This window comes from Achromobacter sp. 10T422 (assembly GCF_056394065.1).
The window spans coordinates 33,965-52,737 of record NZ_JBFTHD010000006.1 but is presented as its reverse complement, the minus strand read 5'-3'; the positions used below and the strand labels follow the sequence as shown (position 1 = coordinate 52,737).

The following is an 18,773-nucleotide window of genomic DNA, read 5'->3' as shown; positions in this document are numbered from 1 at the left end:
ATGTCACACGCCATTGAAGACACCCCCGTTTCCCCACCCGCTCGCACCTTGCCGCTGGCCGGCCTGCGCGTCGTGGAATTTACGCACATGGTGATGGGCCCCACATGCGGCATGGTGCTGGCCGACCTGGGCGCCGAGGTCATCAAGGTTGAACCGGTGCAAGGCGACCGCACGCGTCATCTGTTGGGCGTGGGGGCGGGCTTTTTCCCCATGTTCAACCGCAATAAGAAGAGCATCGCGCTGGATATCCAGAGCCCGGCGGGGGCAGCGGCTGCGCGCAAGCTCGCGGCCAGCGCCGACGTGGTGGCCGAGAACTTCCGGCCCGGAACGATGGCGAAGTACGGGCTCGACTACGCGTCGCTGGCGAAGGACAACCCCCGCCTGATCTATGTCAGCCACAAGGGTTTTCTGCCCGGGCCTTACGCCATGCGCACCGCGCTGGACGAGGTGGTGCAGATGATGGGCGGGCTGGCCTACATGACCGGCCGCCCGGGTGACCCGGTGCGCGCGGGCACCAGCGTGAACGACATCATGGGCGGCATGTTCGGCGCCATCGGCGCGATGGCGGCGCTGATCCAGCGCGGCATTACCGGGCGCGGCCAAGAGGTGCAGTCGGCGTTGTTCGAGAACAATGTGTTCCTGGTGGGCCAGCACATGTTGCAGTACGCGATCACCGGCCAGCCGTCTGCGCCGATGCCCGACCGCGTCTCCGCCTGGGCGCTGTACGACGTGTTTACCGTGAAAGACGGCGAGCAGATTTTCCTGGCGGCGGTGAGCGATGCGCAGTGGATCACCTTTTGCGACGCCTTCGGCTTTGATGACCTGAAGTGCGATCCCGCCTTGGCCACCAACAACGATCGCGTGCGCATGCGCCACACCTTGCTGGCGGATCTGCGCCAGCGCTTGGGCGGTTATCGGGCGGCGGAATTGGCGCAGGTGTTCGAACGCATCGGCCTGCCGTTCGCACCCATCGTGAAGCCCGAAGAACTGTATGACGACCCCCACCTGCGCGCGACGGGCGGCCTGGCCGACATCCGTTTACCCGACGGCGAGCGCGCCGGCCAGATGGCGGGCGCGGCGTTGTTTCCGCTGATGATGGACGGGCAACGCCTGGGCGTCAGGCAACACCCGCCTGTGTTGGGCGCCGATACGGATGCGTTGTTGTCGGACTTGGGCTATGACGCGGGTCAGATTGCGGTGATGCGCGAGCAGGGCGCCGCGGCATAAGGCAGGCAGCCCGACGCGCGGGGTTGCAGTAGGGCGCGCGATGCAAGATTGAAGTTGCTGTATGGAAACGGCCGCGCCAGTCGGCCGATACGAAAACCGATAGGAGACAAACATGAACCATCAACGCGCTGGCTGGAGCCGCCGTCAGATGCTGGGAGCGCTGGGCGCCGCGATGCTGGCCGCGCCTGCCATGACGTGGGCGCAGGACGCGCGCCCGGTGAAATTCATTCTGCCCGTGGGCGTAGGGTCGGGCGTGGACACGATTACCCGCGCGGCGGGGCCGGCACTGACTACCGCGCTGGGGCATACGGTCGTGGTTGAAAACCAGCCCGGGGCGGGCGGCATCGTTGGCACGTCGGCGCTGGTTCGGTCAACGCCAGACGGCTACACGCTAAGCATGCTGTCGAACAATCATGTGATCTTTCCCAGCGTGTACAAGTCGTTGCCGTTTGATCCGCTGAATGACATTACGCCGATCAGCATGATTGGCATGACGCCGTTCCTGCTGGTGGCGAATCCTAAGAACATTCCTGCCCGCAACATCCAGGAGCTGACCGCGTTGCTGGCCGCGCAGCCGGGGCGGTACAACTACGCGTCATCGGGCAATGGCACGATTCTGCATCTGGCCGCTGAAATGTATGTGCAGCAGGCGGGGGTCAAGGCGCGGCATATCCCTTACAAGGGCGTGGGTCCGATGATGGCGGACCTGATCGGCGGGCAGGTGGATTTTGGGGTGTTGTCGCTGCCGTCGGTGTTGCCGCAATTGAAAAGCGGCGCGCTCAAGGCGCTGGGCGCCTGTGGCGGTGAGCGCATGGCGGCGCTGCCGGATCTGCCCACGGTGCGCGAGCAGGGCTTGGCGGACTACGAGATCGGGGGATGGTTTGCCGCAGCAGGCCCGGCGAAGTTGCCGCCCGCCGAAGTGCGCCGCATCTACGATGCACTGGGGCGGGCTTTCAACACGCCAGAGGTCAAGCAGGCGATGACGACACAGAACAACAAGATCCTGTTGATGCCACCGGATCAGACGGTGGCGTACTTCCGCTCCGAAATGGCGAAGTACGCGGCGGTCGTCAAAGGCGCGGGCTTGGAGCTGATGTAAACCGCGCGGGGCGGGTCAKCCTCCGTTCTGGTCCGCCGCTTTCAGCAAGCCATACAGCTTGTCTTTCAAGTGCAGCTTTTCCTTCTTCAGCACTTCAATGTTCACGCCCGAAGTCGGCACGATGCCGTCTTCCATATTTTGAATTTCCTGGTCCAGATCGTTATGCCGTTGGAACAGCGCGGAAAAATGCGCGTTCTCGGATTTCAGTTGAGTAATGAGTTGGCGATATTCAGGGAACATTGGGGCCTCTCTTAAGTGAACTGATTGACGGGACCGACGGCGCGTCGGGTAGCGCACGCGTCAGCGTCATTTCCATGACACGCCAACGCCTGCGCGTTGTCAACCAAGCGCCGGGCGCGTCAAGTGACAGAAATTGACGCCGCGCAAGGGCCCGCGCGGCGCCCGCAACTCTGTCTCTTATGCTCACGTTTCATTACAAGGCCAATTTTTCCTGGCGATACACTCGCTTCCCCGTGGTTAGCCATAGAAGTGATATGAAACAGCGCGCGCCTATTCATCGGCAAGTCTTTGAACTTTTCAGGCAAGACGGGCGTATTCACGCTGGCACCGGCATGATGAGCGGCGTGATAGCGCTGTTTCTGGCCATACTCTCTGTGCTGGGCGTATTGGCATTTCACTTCCCGGCCTACCTGACCACGCCGGAATTGCGCAGCTTCTATTCCGTCGAAGCCATGCGCACGCTGCTGTTCACCGCGCTGCTGGTGTCCGGTTCCATCGCGCTGGCCAATACCATTCTGGGCCGCCAGCGCTGGCTGAACATTTCCGCCTTCGTGCTGGTCTGCTGCGCGGTTGCGGCAGGCGGCAGCCAGGTTGTGGTGACCACGACGAACACGGGCAACCATCCTTATCTGGGCCTGGACTGGTTCATCCTGGACTTGCTGGCTTCCAGCACGGTCTTCATCATCTTCGAAAAGCTGACGCCGCTGTATCCGGGGCAACCGGTGTTCCGGGGCGAGTGGCAGGTGGACATGAAGCACTTCCTGTTCAACCACCTGTCGGTGGGGGCGGTGCTGCTGTGCATCAACTTCTTCATTCACCGGCTGTTCTCGTGGGCGGCTTACGAGCCGCTTCAAGCCGCCATTCAGTCGATGCCGTACTTGCTGGAACTGTTCGTCGCCGTGCTGGTGGCGGACCTGGCGCAGTACGCGGCGCACCGGATTTATCACGAGGTGCCGTTCATGTGGCGCTTTCATGCCGTGCACCACAGCACGCGCACCCTGGACTGGCTGGCGGGTTCGCGTCTGCATATCGTCGAGCTGCTGATCACGCGTGTGGCCGTGCTGGGCGTGCTGTTCGTGCTGGGCTTTTCGAAAGCGGTGCTGGACGCCTACATCATCATCGTCGGCTTCCAGGCGGTGCTGATTCACTCCAACGTGAAACTGCCGTGGGGCTGGCTGCGCTACATCATCGTGACGCCGGACTTCCATCACTGGCATCACTCGTCGGACACCGAAGCCATCGACAAGAATTACGCCGCGCATTTCTCGTTCATCGACTACCTGTTCGGCACCGCCGTGCTCGGCGTGGGCAAGCGCTTGCCCGAGAACTACGGCATTCTGGACAACGACATGCCGGGCACGTTCCTGGCGCAACAGGCGTATCCGTTCGCGCGCAAGAAGTAGGGCGCCCCCCCCCCTCATTCCCTACAGCATCTTCACCGCGCGTCCGATGAACTGGATCGGACCCGTCGGCTTGCCGATGGGCGAACCGGTCTTGGGCTCAAGCGTCAGCTCGAAGAGCTGGTTGGGTTCCAGCGGCGGCAGCTTATCCAGCGGGATGATGACCGGTTCACCCGGCTTGATCAGGCCGAGCGACACGGGGCCGGCCCATCCGTCTGCCTTGGTCCAGAATTCCAGCGCACGATCAGGCGGCACTTCGGTTGCCGCGATCGGCACCAGTTGCACCGCGCTCTGGCCAGCCTGCGCTTGCACCACCCAGCCGGGCGCCTGCGATTGCGGCGCAACCAGCACCACCACATACTGCGGCGCACCGGGAATGGCGGCGGGGCGCAAGGCCAAGGTGCTGCCCAGAACCAAGACGGCGGCAAGTCCTCCGGCCGCCAGACTGCGCCAGAAGTTCAAGCTGTTCCATAGTCCGGCCGCGCGCGGCGCGGCGGGGCGCGCGGCGGCTTGGGACGCGTCCAGAGTACGAAGGATGCGCGGCCACAAGCGGCTGGAAGGCTCAACGGGTTCGGACAAGTTGGTCAAGGGCAGCAGCCTGTCTTCCCAGCGGGCGACGGCCTCGCGCAACGCGGCGTCGTGCATCAGACGGGCTTGCACGTCGCGGCGCTGCGCCGCGGACAAGGTGCCCAGCACATACTCACCGGCAAGTTCGTCGCGGTCATCTTGAAAATCTTGCGGGGCGCTCATGCCAGGCACTCCTTGAGCGCTTGCAGGCTGCGCTTGATCCAGGCCTTGACGGTGCCCAGCGGCGCGCCCAGGCGCTGCGCGATTTCGCTATGCGACAGCCCTTCCACATAGGCGTGCAGCACGCAATTGCGGCGCACGGGTTCCAGTTGTTCCAGGCAAGGGCCGATCTGGCCGGCGCTGGCGCGCCAGTCGAAGGCGTCGCGGGTGTCTTGCCAGGCGTCGATGGCGTCGCGGGCGTCAAGCGCCGCAGCGGTGTCGTCGTCGACATCGGTTTCGCGTGCGGTGTCGCGCAGCGCGTTCAGGGCCAGGTTGCGGGTGATGCTGTAGAGCCAGCCGCGGCCCGAGCCGCGCGATGCGTCGAAGCTGCCGGCCTGGTTCCAGATTTTGACGAAGGCGTCATGCACGATGTCCTCTGCCCAAGCGCGGTCGCGCAGCAGTCGTTGGGCCACCCCCAGCAGGCGTGGGCCTTCTTGCCGGTACAAGGTTTCCAGTGCGGGCCGATGGCCGGCCGCGCACGCCTTGATAGCCGCGTCGTAATCAAAATCCTGGGTCTGGCGATTCGGCATGCGATAGCAAGGGAAAGGTCAGTAGGAGGCGGCCGCGCGCATGACGCGCGCGCGGCAAGGAATCGCGCCATCTTACCGGACTCTTTCCCGCCGCCGGCCCGCCGATACGATCGGCTGACCGGCGGCCAGAGACATCTGGGTGCGCAGCCCCGCCTTAGTTCGCCTTCCAGAAAATGTAGTCGGCCTGGTACGGCACCTGGCTTTTCTGGCCGACGGTCGCCGGCGTGCAGGGCGTTTTCGGCGCCACGCCGCCCTTGAGCGCCACGCGCTGGATATAGGTCACGCCCGTCAGCGCGCCCGCGCCCATGGCGGGGTTGGCCTTCACCAATTGATAGGGCAGGTTGCCATCGCCAGCCGGGGCCACGGCCACTTGCGTGCCGGTCAGCTTGGAGCCGTCCATGGCCTCCCACGTGGCGGGCGGGCCGTAGTAGGTGCCCACTTGTTTGCCCTGGCGGTCATTCAGCACGGCCTTGGGGCCGGCAAAGACCCATTCCGTCTGGCTCTTCATGTCGGCTTTGGCGCGGCATTCGTAGGTGATCTCGCCCACGCCCACGGTTTCCCAGGCGACCTTGTTGCCCGCGGGCACTTGAACGCTGGCGGGCAGGCTGGCCTGCGAATAAGCCATGGACTTCGAGCTCATCGTGCCGCAAGCGGCAAGGAGCGACACGGCGAACAGGCCGGCAACGGTGGGAAGGCGATTCGAACGTTGGGTCTTCATGAGCGGTCTCCAGCGACGTGAAAGGTCTGTAGACGACGCGCACGATGCGCGCCGGTACAGGTACTACACGCGGGAGGCCGAAACGGATGCAGGCCGGATGCAAATATTTTTGCATCCGGCCTGCTGGGGGGGAGATCCGCTTACTTCGCGGCCTTGGTCGAGTACGACGCCATCAGGTTGCGGTAGTCGGGAATGTGGTTGGCGAACAGCGTACCCAGGCCTTCCACGTCATTGCGCCAGTCGCGATGCAGCTCGCACGCCACGCCGAACCACGACATCAGCTGGGCGCCGGCCTGCTCCATGCGGCTCCAGGCGGCGTTGCGGGTGACTTCGTTGAACGTGCCCGAGGCATCCGTCACGACGAACACGTCAAAGCCTTCTTCCAGGGCCGACAGGGCGGGGAAGGCGACGCACACTTCGGTGACCACACCAGCGATGATCAGCTGCTTCTTGCCGGTGGCCTTGACGGCCTTCACGAAGTCTTCGTTGTCCCAGGCGTTGATGTTGCCGGGGCGGGCGATGTAGGGGGCGGCAGGGAATTTGTCTTTCAGTTCTTGAACCAGCGGACCGTTGGGGCCGTCTTCGAAGCTGGTGGTCAGGATGGTGGGCAGCTTGAAGTATTCGGCCAGATCGGCCAGCGCCAGCACGTTGTTCTTGAATTGGTCCGGTTGGAAATCACGCACCAGGGAAAGCAGGCCGGCTTGGTGGTCAACCAGCAGGACGGCGGCTTCGTTCTTGTCCAGTTTCACGTAGGGCTTGGTCATGGTTTGCTCCGTTATGTCTTCAAGTTTTGGTGCGCGGTGTTGCGCGGTGAGTGCATGAACAGAATTCTAAATACAAGCCAATGGCCCCGGTAGAGGGCTAAATCGTGTCTCAGCGTTCTATAAATCGGACGATGGGGGCACACCCTTCGGGGATGAAATGCCGTGGCGCAGTTGCGTTTGCGTTTCGCGCCGGGCGTTTTCACGATACTCCGCGCTCATGAAATCCAGTAGTTCGCGCACCGCAGGTAACAAACCCCGCCGCGACGGGAAAACGGCATGGACGGCCCCGGGCTCGGGGTGCCAGGGCGCGCCCACCGGCACGAGCGTGCCGGCGTCCAGTTCTTCATGGATCATCATCAGGGGCAAGGCCGCCGCCCCCACACCGCGCAGCGTGGCCTGCTTTAACGCCAGCATGTCGTCGGTGACAAGCCGGGGCGTGAACGGCACGTTCTGCCGCTGGCCGTCAGGGCCATCCAGCCGCCACAGGCATTCGCGCTGCTCGGTGCCCAGCGCCAGGGTCGGCAATTGGCTGATCTGCGCGGGGTCGGCGTTGGGGGGCAAGGTGCGCGCAAGAGCCGGGCTGGCGACCAGGCTCTGGCAGCTCATGCCCAGATGCTTCATTACCAGGTCGCTGCTTTCAATGGGGCCGAAACGCAYGCGCACAGCCAGGTCAAAGCCTTCGCGCAGCACGTCGACCGAGCGCGAAAAACTCTTCAGATACACATGCACCTTGGGGCACTTTTCCATGAAGCGCGCCACCACGTCACCCAGAAAGTAATAGATCAGCGCGGGCGGCGCGCTCATGCGGATGGTGCCTTGTGGCTCGGCGTGCGTGCGGTCGATGACATCCTGCGCGGCTTCGGCGCCCGCCAGCATCGACAGGCACTGGTCGAAATATTCCTGCCCCAGCTCGGTCACGGCGAAGGTGCGGGTGGACCGCTGGATCAGGCGCACGCCCAGGCGTTCTTCCAACAGGGCGATGCGGCGGCTAAGGCGGGATTTCGGGATATCCAGCGCGCGGCCGGCGGGGGCAAAGCCCCCATGTTTCACGACCTGGACAAAGTAGTAGAGATCATTCAAGTCGTGCATGAGCTTCCCGCAGTTTCCGAATTAAGACGTAGCGGGGAGCATATAACGCCCCCGCGTCTTCGGGCGGAAAGCGGCGGGGCGAGGGGTCCGAACGGGCTTAGGCGGCTGCGCCGGCTGACTCTTCCTTCCAGCGCTGCTTGTCGCGCAGCGGCGGGGTGCCGAACAAGCGGCTGTATTCGCGGCTGAATTGCGATGAGCTCTCGTAGCCCACTGCGTGCGCGGCCAGCGCCACGCCGGCGTCATCGCTCAGCATCAGCCGGCGCGCTTCCTGAAGCCGCAGATGCTTCTGGTATTGCAGCGGGCTCATGGCGGTGGCCTGCTTGAAATGGTGATGCAGAGACGACACGCTCATGTGCACGTCGCGCGCAATCTCTTCCACCCGCAGCGGCTGCGCATAGTTGTCGCGCAGGATGCGAATGGCCTTGGCCACGCGGTTCAACTGGCTGTCTTGCAACACCGACTGCCGCAGCACCACGCCCTGGCCGTTCATCAGCAGGCGGTACAACAGCTCGCGCTTGATCATGGGCGCCAGGATGGGGATGTCGCGCGGCGTGTCCAGCAAGCGCAGCAGGCGCAGCACCACGTCCAGCAGGCAGCCGCCCAGCGGGTTCACGCACAGCGCCCGCGCCGCTTCGGCGGGCACCAGCGGCGGCAGGTTTTCGTCGCTGATCAGTTCGGCGATCTCTTCGGGGTTCAGATCCAGCCGCAATCCCAGGTAGGGCAGGGTCGGGCTGGCGACAGACACCTTTGCCACCACGGGCAGGTCCACCGACGAGATCAGATAGTGGAAGGGGTCGTACTCAAAGCTCTCGTCGCCGATCAGCAGGCGCTTGGACCCCTGGGCAATGACCGCCAACGCGGCTTTCTGCAAGCCGGGCTTGGCGCCCGTCGGCTGCGACAGGCGGTGCAGATACAAGCCCTCGATGGGCGTATCCAATGAACCTTCCAAGTGGCCCGTCATCCGGTCCAACGTGCACAACAGTTCCCGGCGGGCCGGTTCGACGGCGATGTCCAGGGCGGCGGCGCTGACGGAGTCTCCCGGTCGTTCGGTAGTAATAGGCATGTGGGCTCCGAAGGGCGCGTCGCCCGCGCGGGTGGGCCGGCGGCGCAACAGGGGGTGGATGCGCTCCAGTGTATGCGCGGCCGGAACGCGCTGCACAGCGCCTTTTTCCCAGTGTGGAGAAATGGGCAAAAAGTTTGGAGGATCGGGCGCATGCCTGATCCTGCAAAGCGGCTGCCAGAGAATCAGGCAAAAAAAGGGCAGGATCAAGCAGCGCAATCGGATGGGCGGCGACGCATACTGTCAGCACCCCGGCAAGCAGGCGCCCGGCGTCCCATCCCGGGGCGCGCGGCCCGGCGACGCCCCTGAAGGAGTCCCATCATGCGATACAAGAAATTTGGCAGCACCGGTCTATTCGTCTCGGAACTGTGCCTGGGCACCATGACCTTTGGCGGCGAAGGCGAGCTGTGGAGCAAGATCGGCAACCTGCAACAAGAGGACGCCAACCGCCTGGTCGGACGCGCCCTGGATGCGGGCGTCAACTTCATCGACACGGCGGATGTGTATTCCGAAGGCCGCTCGGAAATCATCACGGGCCAGGCGCTGCGCGACTTGAAGGTGGCGCGCGACGATGTGGTCATCGCCACCAAGGTGTTCGGCCAGACCGGCGCCGGGGTGAACGCGCGCGGCAACTCGCGCTTCCACATTCTGGATAGCGTGAAGAAGAGCTTGTCGCGCTTGCAGCTGGACCATATCGACCTGTATCAGATCCATGGCTTCGACCCCGCGACGCCTGTCGAGGAAACCGTGCGCGCGCTGGACAATCTGGTGCAGCATGGCCATGTGCGTTATGTGGGCGTGTCGAATTGGGCGGCGTGGCAAATCATGAAGGCGCTGGGTATTGCCGAACGCTTAGGGCTGGCGCGATTTGAATCGCTACAGGCCTACTACACGATCGCGGGCCGCGACCTGGAGCGCGAACTCGTGCCCATGCTGCAAAGCGAAGGCGTCGGCCTGATGGTGTGGAGCCCGCTTGCGGGCGGCTTGCTCAGCGGCAAGTATGGCCGTGATGGTTCGGCCGAAGCCGGCAGCCGCCGCGCCGCTTTCGACTTCCCGCCCGTGGACCGCGACCGCGCCTACGACAGCATCGACGCGCTGAAATCCGTGGCCGATGCGCGTGGCGTGTCGGTTGCGCAAGTGGCGCTGGCGTGGCTGCTGCATCAGCAAGTGGTCACCAGCGTCATCATCGGCGCCAAGCGCGTGGATCAGCTGGACGACAACCTGGCCGCTACGGGCATCAAGCTGACGCAAGACGAGCTGGCCGCACTGGACAAGGTCAGCGCGCTGCCGCCGGAGTATCCCGGCTGGATGCACGTGCGCCAGGGCGAGTTCCGCCGCAAGCAGTTGCTGGAATCGGGCGCGGCGTAAAAAGCAAAAAGGGCGGCGTCATCTGGACGCTTCAGCCGGCCATCTTAATGGGATGGCCGGCTAGTAGAATCCAGGGCAGCTTTCACTACCGACGATGCCCGATGACCGACCCGTTTTCCCCCGACGATGTGCGCGTTTTGCGCGAACACGGCATTGCACTGTTCGCCGGCCGCGTACTGATTGCGGTGCAGCCGCCCTTGTCCGATGCGCGCATTGCGGAAATTGAATCCGCCTGCGCCGGCCCCTTGCCACAAGCCTTACGCGACCTATGGCGCCTGACTGCCGGCGGCGAACTTGCCTACGACTTGCGCGCGCAAATGGACGGCAATGAAGAGGCGTTGAGCTGGTCTGAACTGTTCTATGACGGCAGCGACCACTATCGCGATCTGCAAGGCTGGATCGAACACGAACAAGAGTGCGCCGAAGAGGCCGCCGCCGAAGACGGCGAGACCTGGAACGGCACGCTGCGCTATCTGCCGATTGGCGGTTTTGAATACTGCGACCGCATCTACGTGGCGACGGAACCCGGCCCCCGCGCAGGCAGCATCGTCGCGTGGAAGCAAGGCCTGCCCGGCTGGACGCACGCGCTGCAACAAGATGGCATTGCAACCATTGCGCCGGATCTGCTCGCCGCCTTCGCCGCGCTGAGTCTGGAGACAGACCCCGAAGACGACGTGGATAGCCCCGGCGTGCGCGTGCTGGAATATGTGGATGAACGCGTGTCGGACCATGGCATGCCGCAAGCGCTGGCCGATGCGCTCGTCGCCTATTACCGGCGCGCGCTGGTGGACTGGCGTGGTCCGCTTGCGGCCGGCACGTTGATGGAATCGTCGCGCTTGGCCGGCCTGGCCTTGCAGCATGCCTTAAGCAACGATGACGCGGCGCTGGTCCGGCAGCTGGCGGACCAGGGCATGCGTTTCGACCAGCCCTTGCGCGGCAGCGCCAAGCCGGTGGATGTGGCGCTGATGCAGAACGCGTACGCCGCCGCCGATGCCTTGCTGCAGGCAGGCGCAACGGTCAGCCCCACGGCCATCCATCGCTTTGACCGCAAGCCTTCGGCGGCACTCGTCGAACGGCTGCTGGCGCAGGGCGCCCAAGCCGATGCGTTGGGCGTGGCTCGATGCGTGGCCTGCGGATCGCCCGAGGCCGCGCGTCTTGTCGCGGCGGCCTGCGCAGACGATATCGCCACCGCGTTTGCGGACGTGCGCGATTCCATGGCCAACAGCTACCAGGAAGACCTGCGCCGCGTACGCGCAGGCAACCTGAGCCATTACCTTGGCGCGGATGGGCTTGCCGAACGCGTGGCCAACCTGCGGGATTTTTCGCTATGACGATGCCTGGCGCTGGCCGGCCGCCACGCGCCATCCCCGACTAGAATGTCTGTCGCGTCGCAATGACAAGGGAACCGCGTGGCCATTCCGTATCTGCGCCGACTGACGGCGGTTAGCCGTAGCCCGCAAGCCAACAGGCATCTTGCCTACCTCCTGACCTTTACCGCCGGCGCGGTCAACGCGGGCGGCTTTTTGGCCGTCCAGCAATACACCTCGCACATGTCGGGCATCGTTTCGATGATGGCCGACCACATGGCGTTGGGCGGCGTGGTGGTGGTGTTGCAGGGCGTGGCGGCGTTGCTGTCGTTCCTGGCGGGTGCGGCCAGCTCCGCGTTCCTGATCAATTTCGGACGGCGCTCGCACCTGGCCAGCGAATACGCGCTGCCGCTGCTGCTGGAAGCCGTGCTGTTGCTGCTATTCGGCCTGCTGGGAGCCAACCTGGAAACGCTGCGCTGGTTCTACGTGCCAGGCACCGTGATGCTGCTGTGCTACATCATGGGCCTGCAAAACGCGATGATCACCAAGGTGTCGCGCTCCGAGATCCGCACCACGCACGTCACCGGCATGGTGACCGACATCGGCATTGAACTGGGCAAGCTGTTTTACTGGAACGTCGCCAAGAGCGATGCGCAGACCACGCCGCACGTGCTCGCCGACCGCGGCAAACTCATCGTGCTGAGCCTGATGGTGTCGCTGTTCTTCGTGGGCGGCGTGACGGGCGCGTATTCGTTCTACCACTTTGGCTTCGGTTCAACTTGGCCGCTGGCGCTGCTGCTGATGGTGCTGGCGGCGGTGCCGATCACGGACGACATCCGCAGCTTTCTGCGCCGCGCCTAGCGCGGCAGCTGTGGCGGCAACGGCAGCGGCAACGGCAGCGGCAACGTCAGCGGCAACGTCAGCGCCAACGTCAGCGGCAACGGCAATGTCAGCGTATCGCTTTGCGCGGGGTGGCATGGCCCAGAAAAACCTGTAGCGCGGCGTAGGTTTCGTAATGCAGTTTTTTCAGCCGGGCGTCCTTGGCCGGTTCGGTGATGGCGTAGCCTTTGGCGTCCAGCGGGTAGGGCTCGCCCAGCAGGCGGGCCATGTCGACCTGGTAGTAGCTCGCGTCGCCATAGGGCCGCTTGCCGTCGATCAGGGGCGCGGGCCAGTACCGATCACCTTCGCGCAGCACGGCTTCCAGCTGCTGCGGGTTCGCTTCGCGCCACGCGGCCGCGCGCAACACCGTCAGGTGTTCGGCGCGCACTGTAAAACCGCCTTGCGCGTCGACACCGCTTTCGGGAAAGTCGAACGCTTCTTTCATCTCGGCCGGCAGCGTGTAATGGCCCGGCTCCAGTTTGCCCATTGATGCAACGAAGCCGGGCACCAAGCGGCACACCTCGGCCATGCGCCGGATGGCAAGCGCATCATCCGACGTCTTCAACGCCTGGCGCGCGATGGCCAGCGTGTCGGGGCCGCCTAGCAGCGGTTGTTCGAAATCGATGCCCGGTGCGCCGGATTCGATGGGCATCCACAGCACGCGCAGCAACCGTATCAGGGCCGCGTGTTGGGAAGACATCGGGATGGCGTCGGCCGGCGTGGCGAACACCTGCCGGATGATCGGCTTGCGATCGGTGGCGGCTAGTGCGCGCAACGGCGCGGTCAATAGCCAGCCCAAACTCAGACCCGCAAGCAGTGGACGGCGCTTCATCATTGTTTCTCCGGTGAATTCGGCAAATCAGCCAGTGCGGATTTGGCCAGCGCATAGCCCGGCTGAATTCGCAATGCATCTTCATAGGACAGGCGCGCATCGGTCAACCGCCCCACGCGGCGCAGCAAATTACCCTGATTCGTCAGGATCAGCGCACTGGCGGGTTCGGCGCGCACGGCTTTTTGATAAGCGTCCAGCGCTTCGCTTTCGCGGTTCATGGCATCCAGCAACGATGCCTGCACGTTGTAGCCAATGCTCCAGCCGGGAAAGCGTGTCGTCAGTTCACGGGAGGTCGCCAGCGCGTTGGGCAGGTCAGAACGTTCGGCCTGCGTGCCGGCCTTGTTCACGTAGGCCCATTTATTGTCGGGGTTCAGCTTGATGGCCTGGTCGAGCAGGTCTTGCGCGGCGGGCAGGTCGCCCTGCTGGGCGTGAAGCTTGCCCAGGAACAGCCGCACATCCGCATTGCGGGGATCTTGTCGCGCCATCTCTTCGGCGACACGCTGCGCTTCCGGGCGATTGCCGGCGCGCAACGCGGCCGAGATTTGCGTGTTCAATTCCTGCATGGCGGGGGGCAACTGCTGGATGCGCGCACGCAGGGCGTCGTTCTCCGCCTGGAGTTCCGATTGATAAGCATGGTCCAGCTGCGCTGCACTTTGTGCGTGGGCGGCGGGCAACGCCAGGATCAGCAGCGGTGAGCACAGCAGAAAGGGCAGCAGACGGCGGCGCAGGATCGCAAGCATGGGGTCGGCGGTTCCGGATGAGGAAGGGGAGGCAAATTTGGCTCCTACGATACCGTAAGCCCGGCCAGTAGCGAAAAGGCCCGGCACATAGGCCGGGCGCTTCATCACGTGGCGCGGCGCAAGGCCGCAACGATCACTGCGGCATCAGCACCGTATCAATGACGTGGATAACGCCATTGGACTGGTAGACGTCATACGTGCTGATGGTGGACACGCCGCCCTTTTCGTCCTTCAAGGTCAGGTTGTGTTTGCCGTTCATCATCACCCACAGCTTGCCGCCGCTGGCGGTGGTCAGTTCGGTCTTGCCGCCACCCTTCTTGATCTTGGCGGCCAGCGCGTCGAAGTCCAGCTTTCCAGGCACAACGTGATAGGTCAGGATCTTGGTCAGCGTTGCCTTGTTTTCAGGCTTGACCAGCGTGTCCACCGTGCCGGCAGGCAGCTTGCCGAACGCGGCGTTGGTCGGTGCGAACACCGTGAACGGACCCTTGCCTTGCAGCGTATCGACCAGGCCCGCCGCTTTCACGGCTGCAACCAATGTGGTGTGGTCCGCGGAATTCACGGCGTTCGCCACGATGTTCTTGGCGGGCATCATCGGCTGTCCGCCCACCATGACGTCGGCCGCGTACACGGGCGACAGGGTCAGGGCGGAGCAAGCGATGGCAATCGAGGCTAGCAATTTCATGACGATCTCCTTTTGTGTGGCCGTCATGAGGAGATACGCGGCTGGCCTGCGAATGGATGCGCTTATTTCACTAAGGACAAACCCTGATCAGATCACCTTGCCGCTTAACACGACGGGGCCGGTCGGGATGCCATTCGGGGCGCCGCCTTCCGGTTCCAGCGTGATGGCAACCGTATCGCCTTGCAGCGGTGGCAAGCGCGGCGACAGCACGGTGGTCTGGCCGGGCAGCACCACGCCCAATGAACGCGGGGCTTGCCCGGGCGAGATTGCCCACAGTTCCAGCGCGCGGCCATCGGCCAGGGCAACGAGGTCCTGCATGGGCTGCACGGACAAGCGATTGTCCGGCAAGGTGTTCACGACCAGCGCGCCCGGCGTCTTTTCGCCCGACAGCACGGCAACGGTGCGCACGTCTTGCGGCGTGGCGGGCGGTTTGAGCGTCAGGAAGGCCAGCACCACCACGGCCGTGGCCAAGCCGGCAGACAGCGTGCGCCACCATGAAAGACCACGGCCCGACGCGGCGCGGGCCGGGGCCGGGCTGGCCGCGGGCGCGATGCGGGCGGCGATGGCCTTCCACACATGGGCCGGCGGCGTTTCAGGAGGCAGGGCAAGCGCCAGCGGCAGCAGCCGGTCTTCCCATTCGGTGACTGCGCGGCGCAGGCCGGCATCGTCGCGCAGCAATTGCTGGAAGCGCCGCCGCGCACCAGAGCGCAGGCCGCCCAGCACGTACTCGGCGGCCAGGCGGTCTTGCAGTTCGGGGTGGCGGTAATTCATTCCAGGCACCTTTTTAGCCGTTGCAACCCACGGCGTATCCAGCTCTTGATCGTTCCTAACGGCGTTTCCAGGCGCGCCGCAATGTCGGGGTGAGCCAGGTCGTCAAAGAACGCCATGGCGATGGCAACGCGCTGCGGTCCCTCCAGCTGGCCCATGCAATCAGCCAGCCGGCGGCCTTCCTGACTGTCTTCCAGACGGGCAAGCGGGCCGGGGCTGTCGTCGGCCATGGCAAGGGTCAGCGTATCGTCCGGGTCGGGCACCAGGATATCGGGGCGCCTCAAGCGGTCAATGCAGCGGTTGCGAACGATACGGGTCATCCATGTCATGGGCTGGCTCTGCTCGGCCTGGTACTGCCCGGCCTGGCGCCAGATCGACACGAAACACTCTTGAAGCACGTCTTCCGCAGCGGCCTGGTCTCTCAACATACGTCTGGCCAGCGCAAACAGATGCGGGGACGCAAGGCGATAAATCTCCGCCAGTGCGGATTCGCGTTTTTCCGCGCACTGAAGGAGCAGGGCCTGGAGGTGCTGGGCGTCGGGCATCGGTTCCTAGGGGGGCAAGGGCGTGCTGTTCCAGAGCATACCCGGGGGCGGTGGTCGCCGTCATCCATCGTGCGGGCACTACAATGCGCCAGTCCGATTTTGCGCGGCATCAAGCGCTCGGGCGGCGATACCCGCTACGCTGGTTACGCCAAGGCATCCGGGCCCCGGCCGGCCCGGCAGAAGCGATGAGCTTGCAACCGAAACACAGGAGGAGCAGACAAAGCATGGACGCAGAATTCTGGTTGGAACGCTGGCGCGAAGGGCGCACGCATTTTCATCAAACCCGAATCACGCCGCTCTTGCAGAAGTATTGGCCCACGTTGGCCGTACCGAAGGGTGGACGGGTGTTGGTGCCGTTATGCGGAAAATCGCTGGACATGGTCTGGCTGGCGGCGCAGGGGCATTCGGTGCTGGGGGTTGAACTCTCGCAGCTCGCGGTGGACCAGTTCTTCACTGAAAACGAGCTGCGGCCGGTGACGCATGAATCCGTGTACGGCAAGCACTATGTGGCGGGCAACATCGAGATCATCTGCGGCGACATCTTCAAGCTGGATGCGCAACTGCTGTCGCATTGCGTGGGCGCGTACGACCGCGCCGCGCTCGTCGCCTTGCCTGCAGACATGCGCGCCGACTATGTGCGGCACGTCTACGGGCAGTTGTCGCCGGCTAGCCGGGGGCTGCTGATCACGCTGGACTACCCGCAGGAAGAAATGGCGGGGCCGCCGTTTGCGGTGCTGGACAGCGAAGTGCAGGCAATCTTCACCGGCGTGTCGCCCGCGGCCATCATTGACCGCCGCGACATTCTTGAAAAAGAACCCAAGTTCCAGAGCGCGGGCGTCAGCCGGCTGGACACGGTGGTGTACCGGCTGGGTGTGCAAGACGCCTGACCGTTGTTGCGTCATCGACGTTGCAGCACCATTGAAAAAGCCCGTTTTCGCAAACGGGCTTTTTTTCTGGGGCTGAGGCGCTTACGTCATCAACCAGCCGCCCGCCACATCCAGCACCTGGCCGGTGACGAATCTTGCCTGATCGGACGCGAAGAACAGGCAGGCATCGGCCACTTCTTCGGGCGTGCCCAGCCGGCGCAACGCGGTCACGCGCGTAACCGCGTCGTTGATTTCCTGCGGCACGCTTTTCAGCAGTGGCGTGCTGATGCGCCCGGGCGCCAGCCCGTTCACCGTGACGTCGAACTCGCCCAGCTCGGCGGCCCAGTGGCGCGTCAGGCCGATCAGCCCGGCCTTGGTCGCCGCGTAATGCGCGGCGACGATGTCGCAATACGCCTTGCCGGCCACGGACGACATATTGATCACGCGCCCCTGGCGTTGCTTGACCATGTGCGGCGTGGCCAGATGTGTCATGTAGAACACGCTGTTCAGGTTCACCGCGACCACGTTGTTCCATTCGCCGGGCGGCATCTCCCAGACCTTCAGCGCGCGCCCCTCGGTCTTGGGCGAGATGCCGACGTTGTTGACCAGAATCGTGGCCGCACCTAGCTCTGACGTAATGCGGTCGTACGCGGCCTGGCATTGGTCGAAGTGCGCCACATCTGCCGGCACGAAGACGGCGTCGTGGCCGTGTTTGCGCAGCGTCTTTTCGTAGGCTTGTCCGCCTTGCGCGTTGAAATCAATCAGGCCCACCCGGCCGCCTTCCGCCAGAAAGCCCTCGACAATCGCCGACCCGATGCCGCCCACAGCGCCGGTCACGATAGCGACCTGATCCTGAAAGCGTCCGCTCATGCTTGCACCTTCAGCATGATCTTGCCGATGTGCTTGCTGCTTTCCATCAAGGCATGTGCGCGCGCGGCCTCGGCCAGCGGGAACACTTCGTGAATCAGCGGCAGGCATTGGCCTTGCTCCATCAGGGGCACGACTTTTTCCGCCAGTGATTGCGCGATGGCGCCTTTGTCGTCATCTGACCTGGGGCGCAGCGTGGAACCCGTGAACTGCAGCCGCTTCGTCATGATGGGCAGCGCATCGATTTCGGCTTTGCTGCCTTCAAGGAACGCAATCTGCACCAGCCGGCCGTTGATGCCGAGCGACCGGATGTTCTTGTTGATGTAGGCGCCGCCCACCATGTCCAGAATGACGTCAACGCCCGCGCCATCGGTGGCGAGCCGGATTTCCGCTTCGAAGTCCGCATCGCGGTAAAGCAGGGCGTGGTGCGCGCCCGCTTTCAAGCAGGCGTCGGCCTTGGCCTGGTTGCCAACCGTCGTCCAGATTTCTGCGCCGAAGGCGCGCGCCAGTTGAATGGCCGTCAGCCCGATACCGCTGGAGCCGCCGTGCACCAGGAATTTTTCGCCGGCCGACAAGCGGGCGCGGTCGAACACATTGGTCCAGACGGTGAAGTAGTTTTCGGGGATGGCGGCAGCGGACAGCATGTCCATGCCGCGCGGCACCGGCAGGCAATGGCGCTCGTCGGCCAGGCAGTACTGCGCGTAGCCGCCGCCAGGCGTTAACGCGCAGGCGGCGTCGCCCACTTTCCAGGCGGTCACGTCAGGACCGACGGCGATGACGGTGCCGGAGACTTCCAGCCCCAGATAGGGCGATGCGCCCGAGGGCGGCGGGTACGAGCCCGAGCGTTGCAGCACGTCGGGGCGGTTGACCCCGGCATAAGCCACTTCGATCAGCACCTGGCGGCCGGTGGGCGCGTCCATGTCGCGTTCGGCGATGTGCATGCAGTCGGGCGCGCCGCCCTTGCCATGGTCGATGAATGTGCAGCGTAAGGACATAAGGGAATCCT

Annotated in this window: 20 protein-coding genes and 1 pseudogene; 7 read left to right on the top strand and 14 right to left on the bottom strand. The window is 64.3% G+C overall.

The window, feature by feature from the left end:
• Together AC1DB0_RS16685 and AC1DB0_RS16680 are read left to right on the top strand one after the other, a co-directional pair.
• A complete protein-coding gene (locus AC1DB0_RS16685) occupies nucleotides 1-1,227 on the top strand; it encodes a CaiB/BaiF CoA transferase family protein (protein WP_476758034.1) in 1,227 nt (408 codons plus the stop codon).
• A 112-nt stretch (nucleotides 1,228-1,339) separates the two neighbouring features.
• Nucleotides 1,340-2,326, top strand: coding sequence for a tripartite tricarboxylate transporter substrate binding protein (locus tag AC1DB0_RS16680; RefSeq protein WP_476758035.1), 987 nt, complete (start codon nucleotides 1,340-1,342; stop codon nucleotides 2,324-2,326).
• A gap of 15 nt (nucleotides 2,327-2,341) precedes the next feature.
• On the opposite strand, the gene AC1DB0_RS16675 is transcribed toward AC1DB0_RS16680, so the two are convergent.
• On the bottom strand, nucleotides 2,342-2,566 hold the full coding sequence (locus tag AC1DB0_RS16675; RefSeq protein ID WP_054427923.1) for an HP1242/YdcH family protein: 225 nt from the start codon (nucleotides 2,564-2,566) through the stop codon (nucleotides 2,342-2,344).
• A 254-nt stretch (nucleotides 2,567-2,820) separates the two neighbouring features.
• Between AC1DB0_RS16675 and AC1DB0_RS16670 the strand changes: the two genes are divergently transcribed.
• Nucleotides 2,821-3,969, top strand: coding sequence for a sterol desaturase family protein (locus AC1DB0_RS16670; RefSeq protein WP_054427922.1), 1,149 nt, complete (start codon nucleotides 2,821-2,823; stop codon nucleotides 3,967-3,969).
• A 21-nt stretch (nucleotides 3,970-3,990) separates the two neighbouring features.
• Here AC1DB0_RS16670 and AC1DB0_RS16665 read toward each other — a convergent pair whose 3' ends face one another.
• The 6 genes from AC1DB0_RS16665 to AC1DB0_RS16640 all read right to left on the bottom strand — a co-directional run bounded on the left by AC1DB0_RS16665 (nucleotide 3,991) and on the right by AC1DB0_RS16640 (nucleotide 8,916).
• Nucleotides 3,991-4,716, bottom strand: a complete 726-nt coding sequence (locus tag AC1DB0_RS16665; RefSeq protein WP_175171486.1) for an anti-sigma factor — start codon at nucleotides 4,714-4,716, stop codon at nucleotides 3,991-3,993.
• Nucleotides 4,713-5,282, bottom strand: coding sequence for a sigma-70 family RNA polymerase sigma factor (locus AC1DB0_RS16660; protein ID WP_054427920.1), 570 nt, complete (start codon nucleotides 5,280-5,282; stop codon nucleotides 4,713-4,715). Before AC1DB0_RS16660 ends, AC1DB0_RS16665 begins: the two co-directional genes overlap by 4 nt.
• 154 nt (nucleotides 5,283-5,436) lie before the next feature.
• Nucleotides 5,437-6,000, bottom strand: a complete 564-nt coding sequence (locus AC1DB0_RS16655) for a DUF3455 domain-containing protein (RefSeq protein ID WP_054427919.1) — start codon at nucleotides 5,998-6,000, stop codon at nucleotides 5,437-5,439.
• A 140-nt stretch (nucleotides 6,001-6,140) separates the two neighbouring features.
• Nucleotides 6,141-6,764: an isochorismate family cysteine hydrolase YcaC gene (gene ycaC, locus AC1DB0_RS16650; RefSeq protein WP_054427918.1), complete on the bottom strand. Its 624-nt coding sequence runs from the start codon at nucleotides 6,762-6,764 to the stop codon at nucleotides 6,141-6,143.
• A 117-nt stretch (nucleotides 6,765-6,881) separates the two neighbouring features.
• The gene (locus AC1DB0_RS16645) at nucleotides 6,882-7,853 is read right to left on the bottom strand and encodes a LysR substrate-binding domain-containing protein (RefSeq protein WP_476758707.1); all 972 of its coding nucleotides are present in this window, start codon (nucleotides 7,851-7,853) and stop codon (nucleotides 6,882-6,884) included.
• Between the two features lie 97 nt (nucleotides 7,854-7,950).
• Nucleotides 7,951-8,916, bottom strand: coding sequence for an AraC family transcriptional regulator (locus AC1DB0_RS16640; protein WP_175171488.1), 966 nt, complete (start codon nucleotides 8,914-8,916; stop codon nucleotides 7,951-7,953).
• A gap of 318 nt (nucleotides 8,917-9,234) precedes the next feature.
• Here AC1DB0_RS16640 and AC1DB0_RS16635 point away from each other — a divergent pair, with 318 nt between their 5' ends.
• From AC1DB0_RS16635 to AC1DB0_RS16625, 3 genes and pseudogenes are all read left to right on the top strand, one after another.
• Complete coding sequence (locus AC1DB0_RS16635) at nucleotides 9,235-10,281, top strand: aldo/keto reductase (protein WP_346553399.1); 1,047 nt, start codon at nucleotides 9,235-9,237, stop codon at nucleotides 10,279-10,281.
• 101 nt (nucleotides 10,282-10,382) lie between these two features.
• Nucleotides 10,383-11,612 (top strand): SMI1/KNR4 family protein, encoded by a 1,230-nt coding sequence (locus AC1DB0_RS16630; protein ID WP_476758037.1) that lies wholly within the window; start codon nucleotides 10,383-10,385, stop codon nucleotides 11,610-11,612.
• A 78-nt stretch (nucleotides 11,613-11,690) separates the two neighbouring features.
• A pseudogene (locus AC1DB0_RS16625) lies at nucleotides 11,691-12,428 on the top strand (YoaK family protein); the annotation flags it as partial.
• 109 nt (nucleotides 12,429-12,537) lie between these two features.
• On the opposite strand, the gene AC1DB0_RS16620 reads toward AC1DB0_RS16625, so the two are convergent.
• The 5 genes from AC1DB0_RS16620 to AC1DB0_RS16600 all read right to left on the bottom strand — a co-directional run bounded on the left by AC1DB0_RS16620 (nucleotide 12,538) and on the right by AC1DB0_RS16600 (nucleotide 16,034).
• Complete coding sequence (locus AC1DB0_RS16620) at nucleotides 12,538-13,302, bottom strand: hypothetical protein (protein ID WP_476758038.1); 765 nt, start codon at nucleotides 13,300-13,302, stop codon at nucleotides 12,538-12,540.
• The gene (locus tag AC1DB0_RS16615) at nucleotides 13,299-14,039 is read right to left on the bottom strand and encodes a tetratricopeptide repeat protein (protein ID WP_476758039.1); all 741 of its coding nucleotides are present in this window, start codon (nucleotides 14,037-14,039) and stop codon (nucleotides 13,299-13,301) included. Before AC1DB0_RS16615 ends, AC1DB0_RS16620 begins: the two co-directional genes overlap by 4 nt.
• A 133-nt stretch (nucleotides 14,040-14,172) precedes the next feature.
• The gene (locus AC1DB0_RS16610) at nucleotides 14,173-14,721 is read right to left on the bottom strand and encodes a fasciclin domain-containing protein (RefSeq protein ID WP_054427911.1); all 549 of its coding nucleotides are present in this window, start codon (nucleotides 14,719-14,721) and stop codon (nucleotides 14,173-14,175) included.
• An 87-nt stretch (nucleotides 14,722-14,808) separates the two neighbouring features.
• On the bottom strand, nucleotides 14,809-15,492 hold the full coding sequence (locus AC1DB0_RS16605) for an anti-sigma factor (protein ID WP_342067541.1): 684 nt from the start codon (nucleotides 15,490-15,492) through the stop codon (nucleotides 14,809-14,811).
• Nucleotides 15,489-16,034, bottom strand: coding sequence for a sigma-70 family RNA polymerase sigma factor (locus AC1DB0_RS16600; protein WP_054427909.1), 546 nt, complete (start codon nucleotides 16,032-16,034; stop codon nucleotides 15,489-15,491). The genes AC1DB0_RS16605 and AC1DB0_RS16600 overlap by 4 nt, the downstream gene beginning before the upstream one ends.
• A gap of 224 nt (nucleotides 16,035-16,258) precedes the next feature.
• Here AC1DB0_RS16600 and AC1DB0_RS16595 point away from each other — a divergent pair, with 224 nt between their 5' ends.
• Nucleotides 16,259-16,921: a thiopurine S-methyltransferase gene (locus AC1DB0_RS16595; protein ID WP_175171495.1), complete on the top strand. Its 663-nt coding sequence runs from the start codon at nucleotides 16,259-16,261 to the stop codon at nucleotides 16,919-16,921.
• Between the two features lie 81 nt (nucleotides 16,922-17,002).
• On the opposite strand, the gene AC1DB0_RS16590 is transcribed toward AC1DB0_RS16595, so the two are convergent.
• Nucleotides 17,003-17,770: an SDR family oxidoreductase gene (locus AC1DB0_RS16590; protein WP_427947340.1), complete on the bottom strand. Its 768-nt coding sequence runs from the start codon at nucleotides 17,768-17,770 to the stop codon at nucleotides 17,003-17,005.
• Nucleotides 17,767-18,762: an NAD(P)H-quinone oxidoreductase gene (locus AC1DB0_RS16585; protein ID WP_476758040.1), complete on the bottom strand. Its 996-nt coding sequence runs from the start codon at nucleotides 18,760-18,762 to the stop codon at nucleotides 17,767-17,769. Before AC1DB0_RS16585 ends, AC1DB0_RS16590 begins: the two co-directional genes overlap by 4 nt.
• Nucleotides 18,763-18,773 lie beyond the last annotated feature (11 nt).